Raw genomic sequence first — 26,444 nt, 5'->3', positions numbered from 1 at the left:
ATGAAAAACGTGAAGCCGAAATTGCCGAACAAGCCCGCGAAAACGACGTCGGCGGCAGGCCGCCGCACCCCGCGAACATCAGGTGTCTACAGCCGCGAAGACATCGCCGAGATCTTCCGGCGCTTCTCGATTCAGCGGCCGGAGCCGAAGGGGGAACTGGAACACGTCAATCCCTTCACCCTGGTGGTTGCCGTCGCCCTGTCGGCGCAGGCGACCGACGCCGGTGTCAACCGGGCGACCCGGGCGCTTTTCGCCGTCGCCGACACCCCGGAAAAGATGTTGGCGCTCGGCGAGGAGAAGGTGCGCGACTACATCAAGACCATTGGCCTCTTCCGCAACAAGGCCAAGAACGTCATCGCGCTCAGTGAGAAGCTGATCACCGATTTCGGCGGCGAGGTCCCGCGCACGCGCGAGGAGCTGGTAACGCTGCCGGGCGTCGGGCGAAAGACCGCCAACGTCGTGCTGTCGATGGCCTTCGGCCAGGCGACGATCGCCGTCGATACCCATATCCTTCGCATCGCCAACCGGCTCTGTCTGGCGCCGGGCAAGACCCCTGATGAGGTCGAGGCGAAGCTCGCGCGCATCATTCCTGATCAGTATCTCTACCACGCGCATCACTGGCTGATCCTGCATGGCCGCTATTGCTGCAAGGCGCGCAAGCCGGAATGTGAGCGCTGCGTCATTGCCGACATCTGCAAGGCACCGGAAAAGACCTGCGATATCCCGGCGCCTCTGGTCGAACTGCCGCAGCAGATCCTGCCTGTTGCCGGCTGATGCGCGCGGCCCAAACATCTGCGACGCGCGCGACCGGGCTGGGCTTGGCTCAGGCGCAGATCAATCGATCGATCAGGTGGCCGATCGCTTCGACGTAGAGGTCCGTCGGCGCGCCTTCGGCAATCTCCAATGCGGCGCGATCGAAAGCCGCTGACAGCAGCGTCGCCGTTGCCGTCAACGCGGCCTGATCATAGACCTTCGGCGCCATCGCTTCCGCCAGGCCCTCTTCCAGCGTTCTCTGGGCATTGGCCGCATCGATCGCGGCCATCGTTCGCGTGCCGAGCACGGCCGGACCGTCGAGCAGCAGAATGCGTATCCGGCCGGGCTCCGCCATGGCGTCGAAGAAGACGCGTGCCCCTGTTATGAGCGCCTCGCGCGGGGTCAGGCCGTCGAACGTCGCCGCTTCGATCCTCGCCGCCACCGCGCTGGCCTCCCGCTCGGCAACCGCGCGAAACAGCGCCTTCTTGTCTTCGAAGTGATGATAGAGCGCGCCGCGCGTCATGCCGGCGGCAGCCACGATGTCCGGCGTCGACGTCTCCGCATATCCCCTCGCGACAAAAAGGCCGTGAGCGGCGTCGAGGATCGCAGCACGCGTCGTGTCGGAACGCTCACGATTGGACCGGCGAGGGGATTTCAATTGCATGCATTCAGCCTGTATGTTAATTGGAAAATACATGCAGATTGTATGATAATGCGACCGTGAGGGAAAGCCATGAAATCGACGAGCTACTATCCAGTGATCATGACATCAGACGTTGCAGCAACCGCGGCATTCTACATCGACAACTTTCGCTTCCAGGCGCTGTTCACCAGCGATTGGTACGTGCATCTGCAGTCGACGGAATCCGAGACGGTGACGCTGGCCGTTCTCGATTATCGCCATGAAACGATCCCGGAAGAGGGCCGGGCGCCGGTCAGTGGCCTGCTCCTCAACTTCGAGGTCGAGGATCCCGATGCGGTCTATGCCGATTGCCAGGCGGCCGGGCTGCCGATCCTGAAGGCGATCTGCGACGAAGACTTCGGCCAGCGCCATTTTATCACCGCTGACCCCAATGGCGTGCTGATCGACGTCATCAAGCCGATCCCGCCGAGCGCCGAGTTTGCGGCCGCCTACGATGCAAGCGCCTTGCCGACGGAATGATCGCTGGCGTGCGTGTTTTGTCTTCCAAATGGCTGGAAAACCGCTATTAACGAACACCGGCCTTTAGGGAAACTGGACGGAGTTCATGACAAAATACGACGTGCTGACGATCGGCAATGCGATCGTGGATATCATTGCGCGCTGCGATGACGGCTTTCTGAGTGAGAATGGCATCATCAAGGGCGCGATGAACCTCATCGACGCCGACCGTGCGGAGCTGTTGTACTCGCGCATGGGTCCTGCGGTGGAAGCCTCCGGCGGCAGTGCCGGCAATACCGCGGCCGGCGTCGCCAGCCTTGGTGGACGCGCGGCCTATTTCGGCAAGACGACCAACGACCAGCTCGGCGAGATCTTCGCGCACGACATTCGCGCCCAGGGCGTCTATTTCCAGACCAGGCCGCTCGAAAGCGTGCCGCCGACGGCGCGCTCGATGATCTTCGTCACCGAGGACGGCGAGCGCTCGATGAACACCTATCTCGGCGCCTGTGTCGAGCTTGGCCCGGAGGATGTGGAAGCCGACGTCGTCGCCCAGTCCAAGGTCACCTATTTCGAAGGCTACCTCTGGGATCCGCCGCGCGCCAAGGATGCGATCCGCGAGGCCGCCAAGATCGCCCATGAAAACGGCCGCGAAACCGCAATGACCCTGTCGGACAGTTTCTGCGTCCACCGCTACCGCGACGAGTTTCTCGACCTGATGCGCTCCGGCACCGTCGACATCGTCTTTGCCAACAAGCAGGAAGCGCTGGCACTCTACGAGACCGAGAATTTCGATCTGGCGCTGGAAAAGCTGTCGAAGGACTGCAAGCTTGCAGCCGTCACCTTGAGCGAAGAAGGCTCCGTCGTCGTACGCGGCACAGAACGCGTCCGCGTCGGCGCGACACCGCTTGCGCAGGTGGTTGATACCACCGGGGCGGGCGATCTCTACGCCGCCGGCTTTCTCCACGGATATACGAGCGGGCGGTCGCTCGAAGATTGCAGCAAGCTTGGCAACCTTGCAGCCGGTATCGTCATTGGCCAGATCGGCCCGAGGCCGATGGTCTCGCTTGCCGCTGCCGCCAGGCAGGCCGAGCTCGCCTGAGGCGAGGGGGAGCATTTCCTGGAAAAGTGCGAAGCGGCTTTCCGTCAGGAATACGTAGAAAAAGAGATAGAGCGTTTCTGCGACTCCGTTCAAACCGGAAACGCTCTTGCCTTTTCTTCCTATGTTAGAGTGGGCTTACAGCGCCGCGCGTCAAATATGACGCGCTAAGGACGCTGTAACACTTTGAGTTGCTGCATAATTTTGTCCTTAAATCGATTCCGATTCAAGGAACTATGCAGCAGCCTTTATTTAAAGGCTTCGCCGGGATAGGCGCCCCAGATCTCGCTCTGGACGATCCAGCCTTCGACACCCTGGGTTTCGATGTGGCACCAGTCGCCGTTGCATTCACCGACGTGGATGACGACGCCGGGCTCCATGCGGGCAACGATGGCCGCCGTGCTCTGCGGTTCGCGGCGCAGATTGACGAAGACGCCTTCGCCCTTGCCGCGCATCCATGGCGCGGTGACGGCGGTGCGGTCGCCCGACAGAAGGGCCTGGTTCACCCAGCCTTCGGTGCCGTCCGCATCGCGGATGCGCCGCCAGTTATCGTATTCCTGGATGATCTCCACCGGCACGCCGGGCCTGAGGTAACGGAACGCCACCGCGTAATCGACGCTCGGGCCGATGCGCAGGTTGACGCTCTTGGCCTTCAGGCTGACGAATCGCGGCAGCGGCAATCCGCTGGCCCCTTTTGCGGCCTGGGCATGGGCGCCCGAAGCCGTGATGACCGCGCCGATGCAGGCGGCGATCAACGCTGACGAGAGTTTGGAAATGACGTGACGCATGACGAAGCTCATTTTCCGTGGCAACTTGCAGGCGCAATTCACCCAAGGCTCTTGGCCGGGGCGTAAATCGCGGGGACGACGCAGCGAGTTTTGTTTGTCTTCCCGACCGGGTCTGGTAGAAATTGCGGCTACAGGGAGAAAGTATCGCCCAACTTGGTTAAGGACCCGTCAACGAGGCCCATCGCAGCAATGACAAGCAAGAAGAAGCCCAAGGTCTACATCACCCGGAAATTGCCGGATATCGTCGAAACCAGAATGCGAGAGCTGTTCGACGCCGAGCTGAACATCGATGACACGCCGCGCAGCCAGCCGGAGCTTGTGGCGGCGGTGAAGCGCGCCGACGTACTCGTGCCAACGGTGACCGATCGCATCGACGCGGCGTTGATCGAGCAGGCCGGGCCGCAGCTGAAGCTGATTGCGAGCTTTTCCAACGGCGTCGACAACATCGACGTCGACGCGGCCGCACGCAAGGGTATCACCGTCACCAACACGCCGAACGTGTTGACCGAGGACACCGCCGACATGGCGATGGCGCTCATTCTCGCCGTGCCGCGTCGGCTTGCCGAAGGTGCACAGATCCTGACCGACCGCAAGGGCGAATGGGCCGGCTGGTCTCCGACCTGGATGCTTGGCCGGCGCATCGCCGGCAAGCGCATCGGTATCGTCGGCATGGGCCGCATCGGCACCGCGGTCGCGCGCCGCGCCAAGGCCTTCGGCCTGTCGATCCACTATCACAACCGGCATCGGGTCAAGGCCGAGACCGAGGAGATGCTGGAGGCGACCTACTGGGACAGCCTCGACCAGATGCTTGCCCGCGTCGATATCGTCTCGGTCAATTGCCCGTCGACGCCGGCGACCTATCATCTGCTTTCCGCCCGTCGCCTGGCGCTGATGCGCCCGGAAAGCTATATCGTCAACACCGCGCGCGGCGGCATCATCGATGAGACAGCGCTGATCAAGTGCCTGCGTGAAGGCAAGATCGCCGGTGCCGGTCTCGACGTCTTCGAGAACGAGCCTGCGGTCAATCCCAAGCTCATCAAGCTCGCGGGCGAGGGCAAGGTCGTGCTGTTGCCGCATATGAGTTCGGCGACGCTCGAGGGCCGCATCGACATGGGCGACAAGGTGGTGATCAATATCCGCACCTTCTTCGACGGTCACCGGCCACCCGACCGGGTGCTGCCCGGTCGCGATTGATCCGTGACTGATCAGAGCGTCTTGCGCATCTCGATGGTGGTGGGGCGGGTAAAGCCCGAGTGAGCAGTCCTGCCGGTTTCGACAAAGCCCCAGGCCGCGAACGTCCGGTGGTTCTCGATCAGTTCGATCCGGGTCTGCAGCCTCAGAGCCGGCAGGCGGCGGTTGCGCGCTGCTTCTTCGGCGCTTGCAAGCAGCAGCCGGCCGACGCCTTTTTTCTGGTAGGCTGCGGCGACCGCAAGCTTGCCGATATAGAGACAGTCGATCTCCGGCTTGCAGAAGATGCAGCCGGCAAGCACTGAGCCGTCGACGGCGACGAAGCCGATTTCTGCCGACGCTTTTTTCTTCAGCCCTTCATTTGTCAGCGCATGCGCCGAGGACGGCGGATCGATCCGCCCGTCCATATAGGCGAAGGCATGCAGGATCAGCGTCAGCAATTCATCGTAGCGATCGAAGGTCGCATCGATCCGGACGATCTGCATCAGTCCGCCCGCTCGCTCTTGCGCCGGTGATAGCGGATGGTGCTGAACTGCGCCGAAAGCGCGTCATACATCAACAGCCGGCCGACCAGCGGTTCGCCAATTCCTGCAATCACCTTGATGGCTTCCATAGCCTGCAATGTTCCGATAATGCCGGTGAGGGCGCCGATGATGCCTGCCTCGGCGCAGGAGGGGACGACGCCGGGCGGCGGAGCTTCCGGAAAGAGATCGCGATAGGAGGGGTTCGGTTCCCCATCCTTGCCCGCGCGATAGGGCATCAGCACAGTGAGCGAACCGTCGAAGCGGCCGACCGCACCGGTCACGAGCGGTATGCCGATGGCGGAGGCCGTATCGGTGGCGAGATAGCGCGTGTCGAAATTGTCCGATCCGTCGATCACCAGGTCATATTGACGAAACAGTGCCTCGGCATTGTCGGCCCCAAGGCGGAACGGATGCGTTTCGACGGTCACATGTGGATTGAGCGCACCAACGGCATCAGTGGCGCTTTCGACCTTCGACCGGCCGATATCGGCCGTCCGGTGGATCACCTGCCGCTGCAGGTTCGACAGGGAGACGACGTCATCATCGACAACGCCGAGCGTGCCGATGCCGGCGGCGGCAAGGTATTGAAGAACGGGAGCGCCGAGGCCGCCGGCGCCTATGACGAGAATGCGCGCCGCCTTGAGTTTCTGCTGCCCCGCACCGCCGAGTTCCGGCAGGATGATGTGGCGCGCATAGCGGGCAATTTCCGATGGGTCGAGGCTGGTGTTTGTCATGCGTGGATACTTTCCATGATCGGCTCCATCATCCCGAAACGCTTCCGTGCTCCACCGTCAGGAACCGGCCTCGATCGCCGAGCGCGTCGAACATCGCACGGTCCGTGCCGGTCATGAAGGCCTGGCCGCCGAGCCCGTCGACGAGATCGAAAAGGGCGGCGCGCCGGCCCATGTCGAGATGAGCGGCGATTTCGTCGAGCAGCAAAATGGGAGCATGGCCGGTCATGTCGCCGACAAGGCGCGCATGGGCGAGAACCAGGCCGACAAGCAGCGCCTTCTGTTCACCCGTCGAGCAGCGCTCGGCCTCCATGTCCTTTTCGCGGTGGCGGATCAAGAGGTCGGTGCGATGCGGCCCGTCCAGCGTGCGTCCGGCGGCTGCATCGCGGGGCCGACCCTCGCGCAGCATGGTGAGATATTGCTCCTCGAGGTCGAAGGCCGGCCTGTGGCTCTCCTCGTCGAGGAAACCCGCAAGCGCCAGGCGGGCGGACGGAAAGACGCTGTCGCCGGTGTTTCTTTCGACAAGCGCCGTCAGCAGGCCCAGCATCTCCTGCCGCGCCAGCGCCATCGACACGCCGAGCCCGGCCATCTCGCGTTCGATCGCGGTTAGCCAGGCAGGATCAGGGCGAAACTCACTCAAGAGCCGGTTGCGGCTGCGCATGGCGCGGTCGAATTCGCTGGCACGTCGCCCATGCTCGGGATCGAGCGAAAGCACGAGCCTATCGAGGAAGCGGCGGCGATCGGTCGATGGGCCGGTGAAGAGCCCGTCCATGGCCGGCGTCAGCCACAGCACGCGCAGATGGTCGGTCAGTTCGTCGACCGCACTCGCTGTCGTGCCGTTCAGCCGCAGGCGTCGCGACTGGCCCTCACCGGTGCCGGCGGTGCCGGTGCCGATCTCGACCGGGCCTTCCATGCCCATCACTTCGGCAAAGACCGAGAAGCCGTCGCTTGCGCCGACGCGGGCGACATCGGCATAGGCCGCACGCCTGAGGCCACGGCCGGGAGAGAGAAACGACACCGCTTCCATCAGATTGGTCTTGCCGGCGCCGTTCTCGCCGGTGAGCACGATGTGCCTCTCGTCGAGCGCCAGCGACAGCGCCGCATAATTGCGGAACTCGCTTAGCTTCAGGCGATTGAGAAAAACCTTTTGTGGCATTTCGGGTCCGGATTCGACTTCGGCGCCAGCTACAGCGCCGCGCGTCGAACAGGACGCGCAAGGGACACTGTAACACTTTAAACTCGCTGCATAATTTTCGCCTTAAATCGATGCCGATTTAAGGAACTATGCAGTAGGACGAAAGCGGTCGCCAAGGCAAGACGAAAGGCGGCCTGTGCCGTTGCCGGGCAAAATTGCTCCATATCGGCGGGGAAAGCCTTACGATCCCTGCAGTTCGGCGCTTTTCTTGATGGCTTGCGTACAATATGACAGCCGCATGACAATCCACGAACGGACATATTTGTGATGCTGGCTTGGTTCCGCAAACTCCTTCCCCGCGAAGACCGCTTCTTTGATCTCTTCGCACACCATTCGCGCACGGTCGTCGGTGCCGCCGACGCGCTCGACAAGCTTCTGGCCGGCGGCGACGACCTCGAGAAGCACTGCGACCGGATCGTCGCGCTCGAAGACGAGGCGGACAACATCACCCGCGACGTGCTTTTGGCCGTTCGCCGCTCCTTCATCACGCCGTTCGATCGTGGCGACATCAAGGATCTGATCCAGTCGATGGATGATGCCATCGACATGATGCACAAGACGGTCAAGACCATCCGGCTCTTTGAACAGAAGACCTTCGATCCGGGCATGAGGGAAATGGGCGCCATCGTCGTCCAGGCGGCGCATCTGATCGCAGAGGCCATCCCGCTGCTCGACCGCATCGGCGTCAACCACGGCCGGCTCATCGCCATTGCCGAGGAAATCACGCGCATCGAAGGCCGGTCCGACGAATTGCACGACCAGGGTCTGAAGGATCTCTTCCGCCGCCACGGCGCCAACAATGCCATGGCCTATATCATCGGCAGCGAGATCTACGGCGAGCTCGAGAAGGTCGTCGACCGCTTCGAGGACGTCGCCAACGAGATCAGCGGCATCGTGATCGAGAACGTCTGATGGACGCGACGCTCGCCCTGCCGCTGCTGATCGCACTGATCGCGATCGCACTGTTCTTCGATTTTCTCAACGGCCTGCACGACGCCGCCAACTCGATCGCAACCATCGTTTCGACCCGGGTGCTCCGGCCGCAATATGCGGTCATGTGGGCGGCGTTCTTCAATTTCATCGCCTTCCTGTTCTTCGGCCTGCATGTGGCCGAAACGTTGGGCAAAGGCATTATCGATCCCACCATCGTAACGCCGCTGGTGATCTTTTCGGCGCTGATCGGAGCGATCGTCTGGAACATCGCGACCTGGATCTTCGGCATCCCATCGAGCTCGTCGCACGCGCTGATCGGCGGCCTGGTCGGCGCCGGCCTGGCGCGCACCGGCGGTGATGCCATCGTCTGGACCGGCCTGTTGAAGACCGTTGGCGCCATCTTCATGTCGCCGATGATCGGCTTCTTCCTGGCGCTGTTGCTGATCCTCATCGTGTCCTGGCTGTTCGTCCGCCAGACGCCGTTTGCCGTCGACCGTACCTTCCGGGTGATGCAGTTCATCTCGGCCTCGCTCTATTCGCTCGGCCACGGCGGCAATGATGCGCAGAAGACCATGGGCATCATCGCCGTGCTCTTGTTTTCACAGGGCTATCTCGGTTCCGAGTTCTACGTGCCGTTCTGGGTGGTGATCACCTGCCAGGCAGCGATTGCGCTCGGTACGCTGTTTGGCGGCTGGCGCATCGTGCATACGATGGGCTCGAAGATCACCAAGCTCAATCCGATGCAGGGCTTCTGCGCGGAAACCGGCGGCGCCATCACGCTGTTTGCCGCCACCTGGCTCGGCATTCCGGTCTCGACCACCCACACGATCACCGGTGCCATCATCGGCGTGGGTGCCGCCAAGCGTGTCTCGGCGGTGCGTTGGGGCCTTGCCGGCAACATCGTCATCGCCTGGTTCGTGACCATGCCCGCCGCTGCGGCGATCTCGGCGCTCACCTACCTCGCAGTCGATCTGTTCCTGTGATCCTATCCGCCTCCGGCCGAATGCCGGGGGCGGAACACTTCTGAAATCGAGGCGCGTCAGTCGCTCACGCGCGGTGCCGGGCTGTCGTGCCCATTCTGATGCAGTGTCAGCCGCGCTGCGCGCGCACCGGCCGGTACCTCGAACGTCAACTGCGCATCGACCGACTTTGCAAAGAAGCGATGCTCTGCCTCCGGGAAGATTTCGACCCGCCCCTGGCCCGTTGCCTGCGCAAACAACCGATCGCCGTCGCGAAAAACCGTCAGATCGAAATCGGGCGCCAGCCGATAGGTGCCGACATAGCTATCGTAGGCCGCCGGCTCGAGCGAGATCGCGACGCGTCGAACCGGCGCGGGCGCAAGTGGCCTCTCTCTGTCGAGCAGATGCACGCCGATATCGTCGACGCCGACCTCCGTCGCCGTGTTTGACAGGACAACCACGCCGACGCCGGTCGCCGGACGGAAGCCGACGAACGATCGGTAGCCGCCGGTGCCGCCATTGTGCCAGACGATTTGTTTCTCGCCACGGCCGGAAATCAGCCAACCGAGCGCCTGCTCTGCGTTGCCGTCGCCAAGCGGCTGCCGTTCGGCGAGCATGGCGGTAAACGCGGGCGTCAGGGCTGAGGACTTCCTGCCGATCGCCGCCTGCAGGAAGACCAGCAGGTCGTTCGCTGTCGAGCGCAGCGCCCCGGCCCCCTGAAGCGCGCCGAGATCCCAATCGTTTGTCGGCTCCAGGCCAGCGTCATGGCCGGTCGCTCGCCGCCCCTTCCATTCCACGCGCGGGGTGATCGCGGTATCGGTCATGCTGAGGGGGACCGCGATGCGCTCGCTGACGAGCGCATCGTAGGCTAGGCCTGACTGCAATGCCAGCGCATGGCCAAGCAGACCATAACCGGGGTTGGAATATTCGTGCTGGACGCCGGGTTGCCGCGTCGGCTGGTGACCGGACAGGAAGGCATAGAGCTTGGCGATGTCATAGTCGGCATAGGGGTCGCTGTCGTCGGCCGGTACCAGATTGTCCGGCAGCCTCGGAAGGCCGGACATGTGCGTCGCCAGATGTTTCAGCGTGATGGGTGCGCCATCGGTGGATTTGATGGCTATGCTTTCCGGCAGCAGCTGCGATGCGGGCGTGTCGAGCCGGACAGATCCACGTTCGACCATGTCGGCAAGCAGCAGTGCTGTGAAGACCTTGGTCACCGAGCCGATCTCGAACACTGTGTTGCCATCGACGGGGCGCGGATCGTCCTTGGCCAGGCGGCCGTGCGCGACGACTCGTTGTCCGCTCGCATCGATAATGCCGACAACGATCCCGACCGACTGCTTCTGGTCGTCGATACGTTCGGCCAGTATCTCGCGAATTTCGTCGTCTCTTGCGGAAAGAGGCTCCGCTTGGGCGGTGGCGCCGAGCGTCATGAGCATGATCCAGGTGAGAAGGAAGTGTCGCATTGGGGGCGAGATAGGCATCCAATTTTGGGTTGCAAGGCGCGTCCGGCACATGTCACGCCTTGATGGTCGAGACTTGGTCAAGACCGGATCAAGATGTGGCGGAAGGTTGGGGGCGTTGGCTGTCACGCCCGAGATGCCCCGGCGGCTCACGGATCCCAGTGCGGAGGATCGCCAAAGGCCTTCTTCAGATGTTCGGCAATTGCCCGCAATTTGGTCGAGGTCCGCCGGCCCTCTGGATGGGCCATGTAGATGAACTCCGGTTCCGGGCGAAAACCGACATCGATCTCGCGCAGTCGACCGTCGCGCACCGCGGGACCACAGATGAAGGCCGGCAGCAGGCCAATGCCAAGCCCGGCGACGGCGGCGTCGTGGATCATGTCGCCATTGTTGATCCTGAGCGCCATGCGGGCGCGGATGACAGTCGAACCGGTCGGTCCCTCGAACCGCCAGTCGGAGGCGCCGCGGTTGGTGTAGAAGATGCCGCGGTGATCATTGAGTTCGGCAAGCGAGGCCGGCACGCCGTTGCGCTCGAGATAGTCGGGCGAGGCGACCAGCAGGCGCCGGCTCCTGGCAAGTTTCCAGACGATCAGTCGTGAATCGGCGATGACCCCGTGGCGCACGATGGCGTCATAACCTTCCGAGGCGACGTCGACGCGGCGGTCGTCGAGATCGAGCGTCAGTTCGATTTCGGGATGCGCCGCCAGAAACGGATAGAGCGCCGGCCCAAGATGCAGACGGCCGAAGCTGACGGGGGCGGCGATCCGCAGCGGCCCGGTCAGCGTTCCGCGGCGCTCGGCCAGATCGCTGGCGGCGGCCTGCACCTCGCCGACGATCCGCACCGCGCGCTCGCGAAAGGCGATGCCATCCTCGGTGAGCGTCAGCTTGCGCGTGGTGCGATGCAAGAGTGTTGCGTTCAGGCTGCGCTCCAGCTCGGCGACCCGTTCGCTGATCACGGATTTCGACAGCCGCAGCCGGCGTGCCGCCTCGCTGATCGAGCCGGCTTCCGCGACGGTGACAAAGGCAGCAATTCCTTCGATCTTCAGCATCGTTCGGCATTTCCGAATTCGAGTTCCATCATTGGCAGACTAATCCGAACGGCGATCTTCGGCCATATCTATCGGCATCGAAGGACAGCGGTCGATGGAAAGAAGACCGGTCCCAAGCCAAACCCAACAGAAGGAACTCCATCATGTCACGTTTGCAGAACAAGACCGCGCTCATCACCGGCGGTACCAGCGGCATCGGTCTCGAGACGGCGCGCCAGTTCATCGCCGAGGGTGCAAGGGTCGCGGTTACCGGCACCAATCCGAAGAACATCGCCGAAGCGCGCAAGGTGCTCGGAGACGGCGCCGTCATCATCGAGGCGGATGCCGGTAACGCCGCCGGACAGACCGGGGTTGCACAAGAGTTCAAGGCTGCCTCCGGCCATCTCGACATTCTTTTCGTCAACGCCGGTATCGCCAAGCTCCAGCCGCTCGAAAAATGGGATGAAGCCAGCTTCGACCAGACGCTGAACATCAACGTCAAGGGTCCGTTCTTCCTGATCCAGGCGTTGCTGCCGATCTTTTCCAAGCCGGCCTCGATCGTGCTCAACACCTCGATCAACGCCCATATCGGCATGCCCACCTCCAGCGTCTATGCACTCAGCAAGGCAGCGCTCCTGTCCCTCGCCAAGACGCTTTCGGGTGAACTCATCGGTCGCGGCATTCGCGTCAATGCCGTCAGCCCCGGCCCGATCCGGACGCCGCTGCACGACGGGCACGGTGCGACGCCGGCGGAGAACAAGGAGATTGTCGCGTCGATCGCCGCACAGATCCCGCTCGGCCGCTTCGGCGACGCCAGCGAGATCGCCAAGGCAATCGTCTTTCTCGCCTCCGACGAGGCCGCGTTTACGGTCGGCGCCGAACTGATCATCGACGGCGGCATGGCCACGCTCTGACCGTTGCTTGTCGCCGCCGCCCGCCGTTCAGCGTCGGGCGGCGGCGACGGCCGTCCCTGGCCGCAGGCACGCCGCCTCCGGCGTTGGCATAGGTCACCGACAAGAGTATATTTTTTTTCATTCTAATGAATTGCCGTGCATTCGAGGAGAATGAAACAGATCCCACACCGATCAGATCCCGGAGGAGACGATGACGAGTGTCAGATGGACGATCAAGGGGCGAGAATTCATTCATTGCAATTGCGCCTATGGCTGCCCCTGCCAGTTCAATGCGCGACCGACCCACGGCAATTGCAGCGCGGTCGGCGGGTTTGAAATCGAAAGCGGTCATCACGGGGAAACGCGCCTTGACGGGCTGAAATGCGGGATGATCGCCGCCTGGCCCGGCGCGATCCACGAGGGCAGGGGGCAGGTCGTGCCCATCGTCGACATCCGCGCCACGCCGGCGCAGCGCGAGTCCCTGCTGCGCATCATGAGCGGCCAGGATACGGAGCCGGGCGCGACGTTCTTCCAGGTGTTTGCCACCACCTTCGAAACTTTTCACGATCCCGTCTTTGCCGATATCGACTTCGACGTTGATGTGCGTGCACGGACAGCGACGCTGAATGTGCCCGGCTGGATCGAGGCGCGCGGCGAGCCGATCCTGAACCCGGTCACCGGCAATCCGCATCAGGCACGCATCAACCTTCCGCAGGGCTTCGAATATGATCTCTGCGAGGTCGGCCGCGGATGGGCCGATACGAAGGGGCCGCTGACGCTGTCCATCCCGGATTCGCACGCCCATTTCGCCAGCATGCATCTGACCGAAAGTGGCGTGGTTCACTGACGCCCATGGTCGACACCGCGCTCGAAACGCTTCTAAGGCGCGACCGCGTCATCGTCGCGGTCGCGCTGTTGGCACTGACCGGGGTTACCTGGCTCTATATCCTTTGGCTGGCAACCGGCATGGATGCCATGGCGGTCATGCCACCCTCAAGCGATGGCATGAGCGGCGTCATGACCATGGATATGGGCGCCGGTGACGACATGGGCATGGACATGTCGCCGGGTGCCATGGTCTCGATGGCCGACGTTAACCTCCGCCCCTGGAGCGCTTCGACCTTCGCCTATGCCTTTGTCATGTGGGCGATGATGATGGTGGGCATGATGACGCCTTCGGCGACGCCGATGATCCTGCTCTACGCCCATGTCGGGCGGCAGGCGGCGCTCGACGACAAGCCGTTTGCCGCCACCGGCTTCTTTGCCGGCGGCTATCTCTGTGCCTGGATCCTGTTCGCTCTGGCGGCAACGCTCGGGCAATGGCTGCTGGAGGCCGCCTTGCTGCTGACGCCGATGCTGGCCAGCGCCAGCCGCATTCTCAGCAGTGTCATCCTGATTTCGATCGGGCTGTTTCAATGGACACCGCTGAAGGACGCCTGCCTGCGGCAGTGCCAGGCGCCGCTCATGTTCATCCAGAACCATGGCGGTTTTCGCCGCGACGCGGGCGGCGCCTACCGGCTCGGACTTCTCCACGGTCTTTATTGCGTCGGCTGTTGCTGGGCGCTGATGGCGCTCCTGTTCATCGGCGGGGTGATGAACGTCCTGTGGATCGCGGCGATCGCCATTTTCGTGCTTGCGGAAAAGGTCGTGCCCGGCGGCCGCATACTGTCCCGCATCGCGGGCGCGCTGATCGTCATGGCCGGGCTGTGGCAGCTTGCGGCCATGACGTGATCTTGGGGTGACCGCTCGGCGTCAGTCGCTCAGCGTGTCGAAGAAATCCTTCATTCGGGCGAAGAAGCCGGCGGATTCCGGGTTGTTGTCCTTCGACGAGATCTGCTCGAATTCCTGCAGCAGCTCGCGCTGGCGCTTGGTCAGCTTCTGCGGCGTCTCGATCTGCATCTGGATGTAGAGATCGCCGGTCTGGCTGGAACGCAGCACCGGCATGCCCTTGCCCTTCAGGCGGAACTGCTTCCCGGCCTGGGTGCCTTCCGGCACGGTCACGCGCGACTTGGTGCCGTCGAGCGTGGTGACGTCGAACTTGCCGCCCAGCGCCGCCGTCGTCATCGAGATCGGCACGCTGCAATAGAGATCGGCGCCGTCGCGCTGGTAGAACTCGTGCGGCTTGACCGAGAGGAAGATGTAGAGATCGCCCGCCGGTCCGCCGCGCAGGCCCGCTTCCCCTTCGCCGGAGAGGCGAATGCGGGTGCCGTCTTCGATGCCGGCCGGAATGTTGACGGAGAGCGTGCGCTCCTCAGTGACGCGGCCGTGGCCGTGGCACTTGGTGCAGGGATCGGTGATCGTCTGGCCACGGCCGCCGCAGGTCGGGCAGGTGCGCTCGATCGAGAAGAAACCCTGGGCGGCGCGTACGCGGCCGGAGCCCTGACAGGTTCCGCAGGTCTTCGGGCTGGTCCCGGGCTTGGCGCCGGACCCGGTGCAGACATCGCAGGTGATCGAGGTCGGCACCCGGATCTGTGCGGTCTTGCCGGAATAGGCCTCTTCCAGCGAGATTTCCATGTTGTAGCGCAGATCGGCGCCGCGCTCGCGGCCACCCGACGAACGCCGCTGGCGCCCGCCACCCATCATCTCGCCAAAGATGTCTTCGAAGATGTCCGAGAAACCGCCGGCGCCGCCGGCGCCACCGCCGAAGCCGTTGCCCATGCCGCCTTGCTCGAAGGCCGCGTGGCCGTAGCGATCATAGGCCGCTCGCTTCTGCGGGTCCTTGAGCGTCTCGTAGGCTTGGTTGATTTCCTTGAAGGTCTTTTCCGAGGCGGCGTCGCCGGGGTTCTTGTCCGGATGATACTGCATCGCCAGTTTGCGGAAGGCGCTCTTCAGCTCCTTCTCATCCGCGTTCTTGGCAACGCCAAGCGTTTCGTAAAGATCACGTTTCATTCTTCAAAGATTGTCCTGTTGACAAGGCGTGCCAGCGCGGGGGCCCGGCGGCGGCCTGGTTACCTTGCCACTGGATTTAGTAAACCTTGAAGCGCGATACCATAGCCCATCGGGCCGCGGACGCGGTTTTTTGTCGGAAAAATGACGTTTGTGCCGGTCTTGCACCGTCTTGGCTCCATTTGGCAGCGCCCATGTCGGCGACATTGCCCTGTGGTGGCAGTCTCAGCAACGTGGATCGTCGGGGGCTGGTGCCCATCACAAGCCGCCTGGCGCGAGCTTGCGAGGGATGGGAGCAACAAAAAAGCCCGGGTCACCCCGGGCTTTTCCGTCTCTAGGAGAGAGCGACTTAGGCCGACCGCTTACGGTCGTCTTCGTCGTTGACTTCTTCATAGTCCGCATCGACGACATCGCCGTCGCGGGCGGCGTCAGCGGCGGCGTCCGCATGGGCGGCGTCCGTCTGCTGGGCCTCATAGATCGCCTGACCAAGCTTCATGGAGACTTCCATCAGCGTGTTGGTCTTGGCCTTGATGTCTTCGGCGTCCGGCTCGGAGGCCTCGACAGCGGTCTTCAGCGCGGCAATGGCCTCGGAGATCGCGTTGCGGTCGGTTTCCGAAACCTTGTCGCCATAGTCCTTCAGCGACTTTTCCGAAGAATGGATCAGGCTTTCGGCCTGGTTCTTCGCTTCCACGCCTTCGCGGCGCTTCTTGTCGGCTTCGGCATTGGCCTCGGCGTCCTTGACCATCTTCTCGATGTCGGCGTCGGACAGGCCACCGGATGCCTGGATGCGGATCTGGTGTTCCTTGCCCGTACCCTTGTCCTTGGCCGAGACCTGCACGATGCCGTTGGCGTCGATGTCGAAGGTCACTTCGATCTGCGGCATGCCGCGCGGTGCCGGCGGAATGCCGACGAGATCGAACTGGCCGAGCAGCTTGTTGTCGGCTGCCATTTCGCGCTCGCCCTGGGAGACGCGGATCGTCACGGCCGACTGGTTGTCGTCGGCGGTCGAGAAGGTCTGCGACTTCTTGGTCGGGATCGTCGTGTTGCGTTCGATCAGGCGGGTGAAGACGCCGCCGAGCGTTTCGATGCCGAGCGACAGCGGGGTCACGTCGAGCAGCAGGACGTCCTTGACGTCGCCCTGCAGGACGCCGGCCTGGATCGCAGCACCCATGGCCACGACTTCATCCGGGTTCACGCCCTTGTGCGGCTCCTTGCCGAACAGCTGCTTCACGGTTTCCTGGACCTTCGGCATGCGGCTCATGCCGCCGACGAGAACGACTTCGTCGATTTCGGCAGCCGAGACGCCGGCATCCTTGAGCGCGGCCTTGCACGGAGCAACGGTGCGCTGGATCAGGTCGTCGACAAGCGCTTCGAACTTGGCGCGGGTCAGCTTCATCGTCAGGTGCTTCGGACCGGAAGCGTCCGCCGTGATGAACGGCAGGTTGATTTCGGTCTGCTGCGACGAAGACAGCTCGATCTTGGCCTTTTCGGCAGCCTCCTTGAGGCGCTGAAGAGCGAGCTTGTCGTTCTTCAGGTCGATGCCCTGTTCCTTCTTGAACTCGCCGGCGAGATATTCGACGAGACGCATGTCGAAGTCTTCACCACCGAGGAAGGTGTCGCCGTTGGTCGACTTCACTTCGAAGACGCCGTCGCCGATTTCGAGAACCGAGATATCGAAGGTGCCGCCGCCAAGGTCGTAGACGGCGATCGTCTTGCCGTCCTTCTTGTCGAGGCCGTAGGCGAGCGCGGCAGCGGTCGGCTCGTTGATGATGCGCAGCACTTCAAGGCCAGCGATCTTGCCGGCATCCTTGGTTGCCTGGCGCTGGGCGTCGTTGAAGTAGGCCGGAACGGTGATGACGGCCTTCTCGACCTTTTCACCGAGGTAGGATTCGGCGGTTTCCTTCATCTTCTGAAGGATCATGGCGGAGATCTGCGACGGCGAATAGTCCGTGCCGTGCGCTTCGACCCAGGCGTCGCCATTGTCGGCCTTGGTAATCTTGTAAGGCACCATGGCCTTGTCTTTTTGCGTGGTCGGATCCTGGAAGGTGCGGCCGATCAGGCGCTTGATCGCAAAAAGCGTGTTTTCCGGATTGGTGACCGCCTGGCGCTTGGCCGGCTGGCCAACGAGACGTTCGCCGTCTTCGCTGAATGCCACCATCGAGGGGGTCGTGCGCGCGCCCTCGGCATTTTCGATCACCTTCGCGTCTTTTCCGTCCATGACGGCAACGCAGGAGTTGGTCGTTCCCAGGTCAATACCAATAACTTTAGCCATGTCGTTCTCTCCTTGCAGCGGACTGTCGGAACCCGGTCAGGCATTCGTGAGACAGCCCCTAACGGGATGGTCTTTGGATTTCTTCGCAGCGGTGGCTGCGCCGATGCGGCGTATATAAGGACCGGCGTTTCGGACTGCAAGGCATTCTGCGGGGCGATTGGGGGCAAAAGCAAGCCTGCGTTTTTGGAACGCGGCGCGCAACAGGCGCCCGGCCCGCCGCGGCGGCGGCTCCAAACCCGCAGGACGGCGCCGTTTGCGCCGCCTCAGCCGCCCGTCAGGATATCGAAAAGCGTCGTGCGCTTGGTGGCGCCGGTGGTCTCGCCGACATCGGCCGGCGGCACCATGCCGCCGTTACCTTCAGGCAAGGGCCGGGTCTGCTGTACAGCGATCGAGCCGTCGACTCCATCAGGCGGTTCCGGAAACGCGTTCGGATCGCCGGAAAGCATGTCTCCCGTCGCGGCAGGCGGCGCCCCGCCGTCGTCGAAGACCGGCTGCACCCCTGTGGTGCCGAACAGCGGCGAGGGCGAAAGCCCTTCATGCGCGGCCACCATAAAGTCGTGCCAGGCCCTGGCGGGCAGGCCGCCGCCGGTGACTTTTTTCATCGACTTACCGTCGTCATTGCCGAACCAGACGCCGGTGGTGAGGTTCGAGGTGTAGCCGACGAAGAGCGCATCGCGGAAGGATTGCGTCGTTCCGGTCTTGCCGGCCGCTTCCCAGCCCTTCAGATGCGCTTTCTTGCCGGTGCCGTTGGTCAGTACCCGCACCATCATCTGGTTCATTTCGCTGACGATCGCCGGGTCGAGCACCCGCGGCGGGTTGTCGTAGGTGTTTTCGTAGAGCACCGTGCCGTCGGCCTTCGAAATCCGGCGGATGACATGCGGCGTCGCCTTGAAGCCGCCGTTCATGAACGGCGCATAGGCCGAGGTCAGCTCGACGAGGCTCACTTCCGAGGTGCCGAGCGCGATCGAGGCATTGGCCTGCATCTCGGAATCGATGCCGAGGCGATGCGCCACCTTCACCACGTTCTGCGGGCCGACCTCCATCACCAGCTGCGCGGCGATGGTGTTCAGCGAATTGGCCAGCGCGTCGGCGAGTGTGACTTCGCCACGGTATTTCTGGTCGTAATTCTCGGGCGTCCAGTTGCCGATCCTGACCGGGCCGTCGTTGCGGATCGACATCGGCGTGCGGCCGATCTCGAGCGCTGCGGCATAGACGAAGGGCTTGAAGGCCGAGCCCGGTTGACGCTTCGCCTTGGAGGCGCGGTCGAACTGGCTCTCGGCGTAGTCCTTGCCCCCGACCAGCGCGCGGATCGCGCCGGTGCCGTCGATCGACACCAGGGCTGCCTGCGAGGCATCGAGCTTGGTGCCGTCAGCAGCAAGCGTGGCGCTGATCGCCTCCTCCGCCTTCTTTTCCAGATTGAGGTCGATGGTGGTGTCGACGATCAGGTCTTCTTTGACGTCGCCGATCATGCCGGGAAGCTGGTCCATCACCATGTCGGCAACATAGTGTTCGGCACCCGACCAGTAGCTCTTGGCCTTGGTCGGCGTCTGCGACATTGCCGTCTTGATTTCGCTGTCGGTGACGAAGCCTTCCTCGCGCATGGCGCCGAGAACGACCTGGGCGCGCGCTTCCGCAGCCTTCGGATCACGGGCGGGCGACAGGCGGGAGGGCGCCTTCAACAGGCCGGCCAGCAGCGCCGCTTCGCCGAGGTTCACGTCGCGCGCCGATTTGTTGAAGTAGCGTCTCGATGCCGCCTCGACGCCGTAGGCGTTCGAGCCGAAGAACACCCGGTTGAGATACATCGCCAGGATCTGGTCCTTGGAGTATTTCTGCTCCAGCCAGAAGGCGAGCAGCACTTCCTGAACCTTTCGCTCCAAGGTCCGCTCCGGCGACAGGAACAGGTTCTTGGCAAGCTGCTGGGTCAGCGTCGAGCCGCCCTGAACCATCCGGCCGGTGGTGACGTTCGTCAGCATGGCGCGGGCGAGGCCCAGCGGGTCGACGCCGAAATGCGAATAGAACCGGCGGTCCTCGATGGCGATCACCGCCTGCGGGATGTAGGGCGACATGTTTTCCAGCGACAGCGCTTCGCCGCCGGTCGTGCCGCGGTTGGCGATGATGTCGCCGTTGACGGAAAGGATCTTGACGTTGGGTGGACGCTCGGGGATCGACCAGCTTTCAGCGCTCGGCATGCGCGCGCCATAGTAGAGCACGAGACCGCCGACGCCCATCGCCCCCCATATGCCGAGCACGATGCACCAGTAAAACAACGTGCGCACGAGGCCGATGAAACCGCCACCATTGCCGGAGCCGCGTCGTGTTCCGCCGCGCTTGCTGCGCTGCGTCTTCTTCTTGGGCGCAGGAGCCGATTTGCCTCGGGCGGCCGGTTTGCGGCTGCCGCCGGTCACGCGATCGCTGGCCTCGATGCGAAAATCGTCATCGTCGTTGTCGGCACTGCCGCCGAACGAGGGTTCGATCCGTTGTCCTGACTTGCCGCTTGCTGCCATGCCGTTTGGATTTACCCCTCATGCCGCATCGCGGGCGCCCAGTCGTTCGCCCCAGCGGCGAACGCAATCTCAAAGGCGGGGGAGAGTTGATCGATCGACCCGCCACGGCGATGCGGTGAACTTTAAATGCGGCAATTTAAGGGGGGGTTAAAAACCGGTTTGTAAAATATGCATGGTCTTCAACAACTTGCCGGATTTGACCTCACGAGGCGTTTCCGCTTCGTTCGCCCAATGCCGCCCTTCCGGAATCCGCGAGTGGTTTGAGCGGGCGAGGCGCGTGGAAATAGATACCCAAGACCTATCGCGCGAAGCCACTCTCACACGGCGGCTTTTGGCATCTTCGGCAGCCACGCCATTCGGCCGAGCGAAGTCCGGGGTGTAAACGACACCGGCAGTTGCGGCGAGCTGGCTGCAGGAGCCGGCGTCGCGCTCGCGTCGATGTTGGGTCTACTCGGCGGTCTTTTCATCCTGAATTACGCGATCGGTCTTTTTCAAGAGCACCATTTCTTCGGATGCCGGCTGGCTTTCCGTCGTTATGCTGGCGGTCGTTGTTGCGGTGTCGATCGCTGCGTCGGTCTTGGCGTGATAGGCGCATTCGGCAAATGCCGCGGAGGCGGACAGGCCGGCGGCGGCCAGAGCCACTAGAAGCGTCTTCATGATCGTCTCCTTCTCGCTCACCGGCGAAATCCTAACCCGCAACGCGATCCGCCCGAAATCACGATTTTGTTTCGGGCGCGCTGCGTCGGGCGCGGGAGGTAGATCGTAGGCTGTTGTTCTACTCGATCGAACTCCGCAGCGGTGTTTCGCCGACGAGCTTCGCCTGCTTGCTGAGATCCGGATCGGTGTACTCGTAGAGCCACTGGCTGTAGGGCAGTTGCAGCAGGACGGTTTTTGCCAGCTTGTTGGTCGCGGTCGCATCGCAATCACGCGCCGGATGCGCCTGTCGAGTGCACATCGCCTGCGGACTATCGACCAGGCGATAGCCGTGGCCTTGAAAGACCAGCGCTGTCATCGCAGTCAACTTGTAAGAGCCGGGCGGCAGAACAACCAGGCGCAAGCTGGCAAGCCAGGTCGTCAGAATCAGGAGAACGATGACCGCGGTCGGGATCTGGAGCAATAATTTCATGAAAGGACCTGCAATTCCTAAGTGCAATGACATCTAAGGAACCACAGAACGGCTGCATGTCGAGGAAGATGTGCGTTCGCCGTTGGATTATCGTTGGTTGTGGTTTACAACCTTTAATATTAGTCTGTCTTAATGAACGCAACCGACAAGGGTCGGTTGGTGCAATTTTCGGACAGATTGTGCGACGCAGCAAATCTCCCCTTGAAAATATTGCGGCGCATGATTATCATATGACTTATCGAAGCGCTGCACCTCCTCCCGCGGCGCCCGATGCGGATCGGTGGCACTCCTCCTCCCAGTCACCGGTCAAGTTTGAGAGCCCCGTGCACCTCCTCCCGCGCGGGGCTCTTTTCATGTCCGGACCCTTGCGCCCCGAACAAATCCATCTGAACGGCGGCGATTCTGCTGGTCCTATAGCTCCTGCGGGTGTATCGGCGCGGTCATGGGCTCCAAGGCAAACGGTTATATCTACGCGCTCCTCGCCATCGTCATCTTTGCGATCCAGGACGGCATCTCCAAACATCTCGGCAGTATCTATCCGCCGGTCTTCGTGGCGATGATCCGCTATTGGGCCTTTGCCCTGTTTGCCGTGGCGCTGGCAGCTCGCGCGTCGGGCGGGCTCAAGGTCACGGCGACCACCAGGAGGCCGCTGCTGCAGGTGCTGCGCGGGCTGCTGCTGCCGCTGCAGATCGTCATGGTGATCACGTCTTTCACGCTGGTGGGACTGGCGCATTCCCAAGCGATCCTTGCCGCGACGCCGCTGTTTGTGGCCCTCCTGTCGATGCCGCTTCTCGGCGAGCGCGTCGGCTGGCGCCGATGGCTGGCGATCTCGGTCGGGCTTGCCGGCGTTCTCCTGATCCTGAAACCGGCCGAAGGCCTGTTCGAGATGGCATTCCTGTTGCCCTTGGCAGCAGCGCTCGTCTTTGCCCTCTATGTCATCGTCACCCGGCTGGTCAGCCGCGACGATCCGGCGATGACGAGCTTCTTCTATACCGGTGTCGTCGGTGCCCTGGCGATCAGCCTTGTCGGGCCGTTCTTCTGGACGACACTGTCGCCTCCGGATTGGGGCTGGATGCTGCTCTTATGCATCACCGGAACCTCGAGCCACTATTTTCTCATCCGCGCCTATGACGTTCTGGACGCGGTCGCCGTCCAGCCCCTGACCTACCTGCAACTGGTCTTCGCCTCGGCCATGGGCGTCAGCATTTTCGGTGAGACGCTGACCACCAACATGATTGCCGGCTCGGTGCTCGTGGTCGCGGCCGGCATCTTCACGGTTTGGCGCGAACGGGTCGTTGCCCGCCGCAAGGCCGGCCTGCCGCATGCCTGATCGGCGATATCGATATTTTGGCGAATCCTGCTATGGCTTCGCCTTGATGTTGTGCTCGGTTGGCTGCCGCAAAAGCCGATGTGGAGGAATGCCATGAAGTTTCCGTCCGCCGCCGCGCTGGTGCTTTCCACGCTCGCCGTGAATTCCGAAACTCTGGCGCAAGACAATGTCGGCTATATCGACGACCGCTCGGATGGTGCCGCCCTCGTTCGCTCGTTCTATAACGCCATCAACCGCAAGGAATATGCGCGCGCCTACGGCTATTTCGGCGAGACGAAACCCGTCGGCGGTTACAAGGTTTTCACGCGCGGTTATGACCGCACCGTTTCGGTCGAAGTCAGGCTCGGCAAGGTCAAGGCCGAGGCGGGCGCCGGCAGCATCTATTCGGCGGTACCGGTGGCGGTGAAGTCGATCGAGAAACGTTCGCGCGTGCGGTTCTTCGCCGGCTGTTATGTGACCCGCATCATCAACCCGTCGCTGCAGGTGCCGCCGTTCACGCCCTATCAGATCGAAGCCGCGCGCCTCAGGGAGGTGAAGGGACCACTGGAGACGGCGCTGCCAACTGTCTGCAACGCACCGTGACGACCCTACAGGGCGATTTTCACTGAATAGGCCCGCGCCGCTCGGCGAGGAACCGCGATCGCTCGAACACCAGGATCACGGCGAGCGCCATGACGAACGGAATGACGAGGTAGAGGATCCGGAAGATCGCCATCGCTGCCAGCACATCGGCCGGATCCATTTCCGGCAGTGCGGCGATGAAGACGAGCTCCAGCACGCCAAGCCCGCCTGGCGCGTGCGAAAGCAGCGCTGCCGAAAACGATGCCAGAAAGATCCCGAGAATGACGACGAAGCCCGGATTGCCGGCTTCCGGTAGTGCGAAATAGATGATCCCGGCTGCCCCGATCAGCTCGACCGGCGCAATGACCAGCTGCCGCAGCACGATCGACGGCTTGGGATAGTGCAGATGGAACCAGCGTGTGCGGATGGACGGGAAACCGACGAGGCTGCCGATGACATAGAGTGCGATCGCCAGCAGGATCAGCACGCCCGTCGTCAACGACATCTCGACCGGCAGGAATTCGGCGAACCGCTCGATGATCTCCGGTTTCACCAGAAGCACGATCGCCGAGAGCATCAGGGTGCCGAGCGTGAAGGTGAACGAGCAGAAGGCGACGAGCACACCGACTTCGCCGGCAGTCAGTCCTTTCGATCGGTAGGCCCGGTAGCGCACGACAGCCCCCGAAAAGACCGAGGCGCCGAGATTGTGCGAGAGCGCATAGGTGGTGAACGAGCAAACGGTGATGAACCAGAGCGAGATGCGGTGGCCGAGGTGATCCAGCGCCAGCCGGTCGTAGCCGGCAAGCGCTGCATAGGCGACCAGCGTCGCGCCGATCGCCAGAAGCCAGCTTTTCAGCGAAATCGCCGTGAAGCTGGCAAGGAATTCGTCCAGCGAGAGACCGCTCAGCTCGTGATAGAGCGCATGCACCGAAAAGATGATCGCGGCTAGCCCAACGATGGGCCAGAAATACGCGCGCAACCTGCTCATGCCGGCGTCGCGATCGCTGCCGCAAACCTGGCCGAAGGCTCCGTCGACGGCGTCGCCTTTATCTCGGGACGCATCTGTTCATGAACCTGGCCGCCATCGCGGCTCCCGCTCGTCACAGTTTCGCGTCCGCAACGCGACGTCTCGGTCCTCAGACTTGCCAATGATCCAATTTCCCATTCTGATTTGTTTTGCAAAAGGGAAGCATCTGAGGCCGGGCAGGTCAAGGATCGATGCCCCGGCAGAGGCCGGTGTCTGGTCAGGAAATCGGGAAGACGACACGGTAAAACGGAGGCGGGCAGATGCAGAACGACGAGGAAAAGCCGATCGAGCCGGTCTTTCGCAATGGAACCGTGACCGTCGTCGGCGTGGTGCTGTCGTTTTCGCTGGGCTTTCTCACCCAGTGGGCAGCCAATCCGGTGCCGTGGAATATGGGCGATCTTCCCGCCGCCATCCTGTTGGCGATCGCGTGATCGCCGTGGCGGGCTGACCCGCCACGGCCTCGTTCGTTATCAGGCGGCAAGCGCGTTCAGGATGCGGATCCAGGAACGAATGCCCTTGTGATAGGACTGCAGCTCGTATTTTTCGTTGGGCGAATGGATGCGGTCGTCCGAAAGGCCGAAGCCGACGAGCAGCGATTCCATGCCGAGCATCTTCTGGAAGTCGCCGACGATCGGGATCGAGCCGCCCATGCCGATGACCACCGCCGGCTTCGGCCACTCGTCGGAAAGGGCGAGCTTTGCCGTGTTGAGCAGGTTCGAATCGTAAGGCAGCTGGATGGCCGGCGAACCGCCATGGGCGTGGAATTCGACCGTGCAATCCGCCGGCACCTTCGAGCGCACATAGGCGCGGAAGGCTTCGCGGATCTTTTCCGGGTTCTGGTTGCCGACCAGGCGGAAGGAGACCTTGGCGGAGGCCTGCGCGGCGATCACCGTCTTGAAGCCTTCGCCGGTGTAGCCGCCGGTGATGCCGTTGATCTCGGCGGTGGGGCGGGCCCAGGTCAATTCGAGCACCGAGCGGTTCTTTTCGCCCGACGGGATCGAAAGACCGATTTCGCCGAGGAACTTTTCCGCGGTCTGGCCGAGGGTTTCCCATCCGGCCTTGATCTGGGCCGGCGTTTCCTCGACGCCTTCGTAGAAGCCTTCAAGCGTCACGCGGCTGTTTTCGTCGTGAAGCCCGGCGAGGATGCCGGTGAGGATACGGATCGGGTTGGCGGCAGCGCCGCCGAAATAGCCCGAATGCAGGTCGCGGTCGGCGGCCTTGATGATGACTTCCTCGCCGACAAGACCGCGCAGCCCCGCCGAGATCGCAGGCGTGTCCCGGTCCCACATACTGGTGTCGCAGACAAGCGCATAATCGGCTTTGAGTTCCGCCGCATTGGCTTCGAGGAACGGTTTCAGCGACGGCGAGCCGGACTCTTCCTCACCTTCGAACAGGATGGTGACACGGCAGGGCAGCGAGCCGTGGACTTCCTTGTAGGCGCGGGCCGCCTCGACGAAGGTCAGGAGCTGGCCCTTGTCGTCGGCGGTGCCGCGGCCGGTGATGACCTTGCGGCCGGGCTCCAGTTCCTTGACGCCCGGCTCGAACGGATCGGTATCCCACAGGTTCAAGGGATCGACCGGCTGGACGTCGTAATGTCCATAGAACAGCACATGCGGGGCATCGGCGGTGGCGCCGGCGTGATGGGCGACCACCATCGGATGTCCGGGGGTGTCGCGGATCGAGGCGGTGAAACCGAGACCGTTCAGTTCCGCGACCAGCCATTCGGCGGCCTTGCGGCAATCGGCCCTGAAGGCCGGATCGGTCGAGATCGACTTGATGCGCACGAGGTCGAAAAGCCTGTCCAGGCTCTTCGGCAGGTTTGCGTCTGCGCGCTCGAGAATGGGGGTGATATCTGCCATCATGCATATCCTTGCTTCAAGTTTTGCCGGAACCTACTGCATGACGTCGCAAATCGGAATCGATTTCAGCAGCGAAATTACGCAGGTCGTTCAACGGGCGGCAGTGGCTTTGGCGTGTCCGAACGAACCCGCTACTGCATAATTCCTTAAATCGGAATCGATTTAAGGAGAAAATTATGCAGCAAGT

Annotated in this window: 26 protein-coding genes; 12 read left to right on the top strand and 14 right to left on the bottom strand. The window is 62.7% G+C overall.

The features are described from left to right. Window positions 1–774 carry an endonuclease III gene (gene nth / locus BC363_RS13065; RefSeq protein ID WP_065784904.1) on the top strand — a complete coding sequence of 258 codons (774 nt, stop codon included), beginning with the start codon at window positions 1–3 and terminating at the stop codon, window positions 772–774. 49 nt (window positions 775–823) lie between these two features. Here nth and BC363_RS13060 read toward each other — a convergent pair whose 3' ends face one another. Further along, a complete protein-coding gene (locus BC363_RS13060) occupies window positions 824–1,417 on the bottom strand; it encodes a TetR/AcrR family transcriptional regulator (protein WP_065784822.1) in 594 nt (197 codons plus the stop codon). A gap of 69 nt (window positions 1,418–1,486) precedes the next feature. On the opposite strand from BC363_RS13060, the gene BC363_RS13055 reads away from it, so the two are divergent. Both BC363_RS13055 and BC363_RS13050 read left to right on the top strand, forming a co-directional pair. Further along, the gene (locus tag BC363_RS13055) at window positions 1,487–1,915 is read left to right on the top strand and encodes a VOC family protein (protein WP_065784823.1); all 429 of its coding nucleotides are present in this window, start codon (window positions 1,487–1,489) and stop codon (window positions 1,913–1,915) included. A gap of 85 nt (window positions 1,916–2,000) precedes the next feature. Further along, entirely contained in the window at window positions 2,001–2,993 is a 993-nt protein-coding gene (locus BC363_RS13050; protein ID WP_065784824.1) for an adenosine kinase, read from the top strand. Window positions 2,994–3,238: 245 nt separating this feature from the next. Here BC363_RS13050 and BC363_RS13045 read toward each other — a convergent pair whose 3' ends face one another. After that, entirely contained in the window at window positions 3,239–3,790 is a 552-nt protein-coding gene (locus BC363_RS13045; RefSeq protein ID WP_139110162.1) for an SH3 domain-containing protein, read from the bottom strand. A 177-nt stretch (window positions 3,791–3,967) separates the two neighbouring features. Here BC363_RS13045 and BC363_RS13040 point away from each other — a divergent pair, with 177 nt between their 5' ends. Further along, entirely contained in the window at window positions 3,968–4,972 is a 1,005-nt protein-coding gene (locus BC363_RS13040; protein ID WP_053252511.1) for a D-glycerate dehydrogenase, read from the top strand. 11 nt (window positions 4,973–4,983) lie between these two features. Here BC363_RS13040 and BC363_RS13035 read toward each other — a convergent pair whose 3' ends face one another. From BC363_RS13035 to recF, 3 genes are read right to left on the bottom strand one after another with little or no spacing between them, the layout of a single operon-like run. Then, on the bottom strand, window positions 4,984–5,451 hold the full coding sequence (locus tag BC363_RS13035; RefSeq protein WP_065784825.1) for a GNAT family N-acetyltransferase: 468 nt from the start codon (window positions 5,449–5,451) through the stop codon (window positions 4,984–4,986). Then, window positions 5,451–6,224: a molybdopterin-synthase adenylyltransferase MoeB gene (locus tag BC363_RS13030; RefSeq protein ID WP_065784826.1), complete on the bottom strand. Its 774-nt coding sequence runs from the start codon at window positions 6,222–6,224 to the stop codon at window positions 5,451–5,453. The genes BC363_RS13035 and BC363_RS13030 overlap by 1 nt, the downstream gene beginning before the upstream one ends. Window positions 6,225–6,252: 28 nt before the next feature. Beyond that, complete coding sequence (gene recF, locus BC363_RS13025) at window positions 6,253–7,377, bottom strand: DNA replication/repair protein RecF (protein ID WP_065784827.1); 1,125 nt, start codon at window positions 7,375–7,377, stop codon at window positions 6,253–6,255. Between the two features lie 306 nt (window positions 7,378–7,683). Between recF and BC363_RS13020 the strand changes: the two genes are divergently transcribed. Together BC363_RS13020 and BC363_RS13015 are read left to right on the top strand one after the other, a co-directional pair. Next, entirely contained in the window at window positions 7,684–8,328 is a 645-nt protein-coding gene (locus tag BC363_RS13020; RefSeq protein ID WP_065784828.1) for a DUF47 domain-containing protein, read from the top strand. Further along, a complete protein-coding gene (locus tag BC363_RS13015) occupies window positions 8,328–9,332 on the top strand; it encodes an inorganic phosphate transporter (protein ID WP_065784829.1) in 1,005 nt (334 codons plus the stop codon). Before BC363_RS13020 ends, BC363_RS13015 begins: the two co-directional genes overlap by 1 nt. Window positions 9,333–9,388: 56 nt before the next feature. Here the strand turns inward: BC363_RS13015 and BC363_RS13010 are convergent, their stop codons facing one another. Further along, window positions 9,389–10,741 carry a serine hydrolase gene (locus BC363_RS13010; protein WP_083223585.1) on the bottom strand — a complete coding sequence of 451 codons (1,353 nt, stop codon included), beginning with the start codon at window positions 10,739–10,741 and terminating at the stop codon, window positions 9,389–9,391. 179 nt (window positions 10,742–10,920) lie between these two features. Next, window positions 10,921–11,820, bottom strand: coding sequence for a LysR family transcriptional regulator (locus tag BC363_RS13005; protein WP_065784831.1), 900 nt, complete (start codon window positions 11,818–11,820; stop codon window positions 10,921–10,923). A gap of 143 nt (window positions 11,821–11,963) precedes the next feature. On the opposite strand from BC363_RS13005, the gene BC363_RS13000 reads away from it, so the two are divergent. The 3 genes from BC363_RS13000 (at window position 11,964) to BC363_RS12990 (ending at window position 14,423) form a co-directional block, all read left to right on the top strand. Continuing rightward, a complete protein-coding gene (locus BC363_RS13000; RefSeq protein ID WP_065784832.1) occupies window positions 11,964–12,713 on the top strand; it encodes an SDR family oxidoreductase in 750 nt (249 codons plus the stop codon). A gap of 190 nt (window positions 12,714–12,903) precedes the next feature. After that, window positions 12,904–13,539 (top strand): DUF1326 domain-containing protein, encoded by a 636-nt coding sequence (locus BC363_RS12995; RefSeq protein WP_065784833.1) that lies wholly within the window; start codon window positions 12,904–12,906, stop codon window positions 13,537–13,539. A 5-nt stretch (window positions 13,540–13,544) separates the two neighbouring features. Then, a complete protein-coding gene (locus tag BC363_RS12990) occupies window positions 13,545–14,423 on the top strand; it encodes a DUF2182 domain-containing protein (RefSeq protein ID WP_141690295.1) in 879 nt (292 codons plus the stop codon). A 21-nt stretch (window positions 14,424–14,444) separates the two neighbouring features. Here the strand turns inward: BC363_RS12990 and dnaJ are convergent, their stop codons facing one another. The 5 genes from dnaJ to BC363_RS12965 form a co-directional block, all read right to left on the bottom strand. Beyond that, window positions 14,445–15,581: a molecular chaperone DnaJ gene (gene dnaJ, locus BC363_RS12985; RefSeq protein WP_065784834.1), complete on the bottom strand. Its 1,137-nt coding sequence runs from the start codon at window positions 15,579–15,581 to the stop codon at window positions 14,445–14,447. A gap of 346 nt (window positions 15,582–15,927) precedes the next feature. After that, entirely contained in the window at window positions 15,928–17,850 is a 1,923-nt protein-coding gene (gene dnaK, locus BC363_RS12980; protein ID WP_065784835.1) for a molecular chaperone DnaK, read from the bottom strand. Window positions 17,851–18,113: 263 nt separating this feature from the next. Continuing rightward, complete coding sequence (locus tag BC363_RS12975; RefSeq protein ID WP_065784836.1) at window positions 18,114–20,354, bottom strand: transglycosylase domain-containing protein; 2,241 nt, start codon at window positions 20,352–20,354, stop codon at window positions 18,114–18,116. A gap of 447 nt (window positions 20,355–20,801) precedes the next feature. Continuing rightward, the gene (locus tag BC363_RS12970) at window positions 20,802–21,011 is read right to left on the bottom strand and encodes a hypothetical protein (protein ID WP_065784837.1); all 210 of its coding nucleotides are present in this window, start codon (window positions 21,009–21,011) and stop codon (window positions 20,802–20,804) included. 118 nt (window positions 21,012–21,129) lie between these two features. Next, entirely contained in the window at window positions 21,130–21,480 is a 351-nt protein-coding gene (locus tag BC363_RS12965) for a hypothetical protein (protein WP_141690294.1), read from the bottom strand. 442 nt (window positions 21,481–21,922) lie between these two features. On the opposite strand from BC363_RS12965, the gene BC363_RS12960 reads away from it, so the two are divergent. Continuing rightward, window positions 21,923–22,810, top strand: a complete 888-nt coding sequence (locus BC363_RS12960) for a DMT family transporter (protein ID WP_065784839.1) — start codon at window positions 21,923–21,925, stop codon at window positions 22,808–22,810. 93 nt (window positions 22,811–22,903) lie between these two features. After that, complete coding sequence (locus BC363_RS12955) at window positions 22,904–23,392, top strand: hypothetical protein (RefSeq protein ID WP_065784840.1); 489 nt, start codon at window positions 22,904–22,906, stop codon at window positions 23,390–23,392. Window positions 23,393–23,411: 19 nt separating this feature from the next. Here the strand turns inward: BC363_RS12955 and BC363_RS12950 are convergent, their stop codons facing one another. After that, on the bottom strand, window positions 23,412–24,359 hold the full coding sequence (locus BC363_RS12950) for a YbhN family protein (protein WP_065784841.1): 948 nt from the start codon (window positions 24,357–24,359) through the stop codon (window positions 23,412–23,414). 299 nt (window positions 24,360–24,658) lie between these two features. On the opposite strand from BC363_RS12950, the gene BC363_RS35420 reads away from it, so the two are divergent. Further along, window positions 24,659–24,829 (top strand): hypothetical protein, encoded by a 171-nt coding sequence (locus tag BC363_RS35420; protein ID WP_202618567.1) that lies wholly within the window; start codon window positions 24,659–24,661, stop codon window positions 24,827–24,829. A 39-nt stretch (window positions 24,830–24,868) separates the two neighbouring features. On the opposite strand, the gene BC363_RS12945 is transcribed toward BC363_RS35420, so the two are convergent. Further along, the gene (locus tag BC363_RS12945) at window positions 24,869–26,260 is read right to left on the bottom strand and encodes a M20/M25/M40 family metallo-hydrolase (protein ID WP_139110165.1); all 1,392 of its coding nucleotides are present in this window, start codon (window positions 26,258–26,260) and stop codon (window positions 24,869–24,871) included. Between the last annotated feature and the right edge of the window lie 184 nt (window positions 26,261–26,444).

Source organism: Ensifer sp. LC384, from assembly GCF_001695865.1.
Lineage (GTDB): Bacteria > Pseudomonadota > Alphaproteobacteria > Rhizobiales > Rhizobiaceae > Ensifer.
This window is presented reverse-complemented; position numbering and strand designations above follow the sequence as displayed.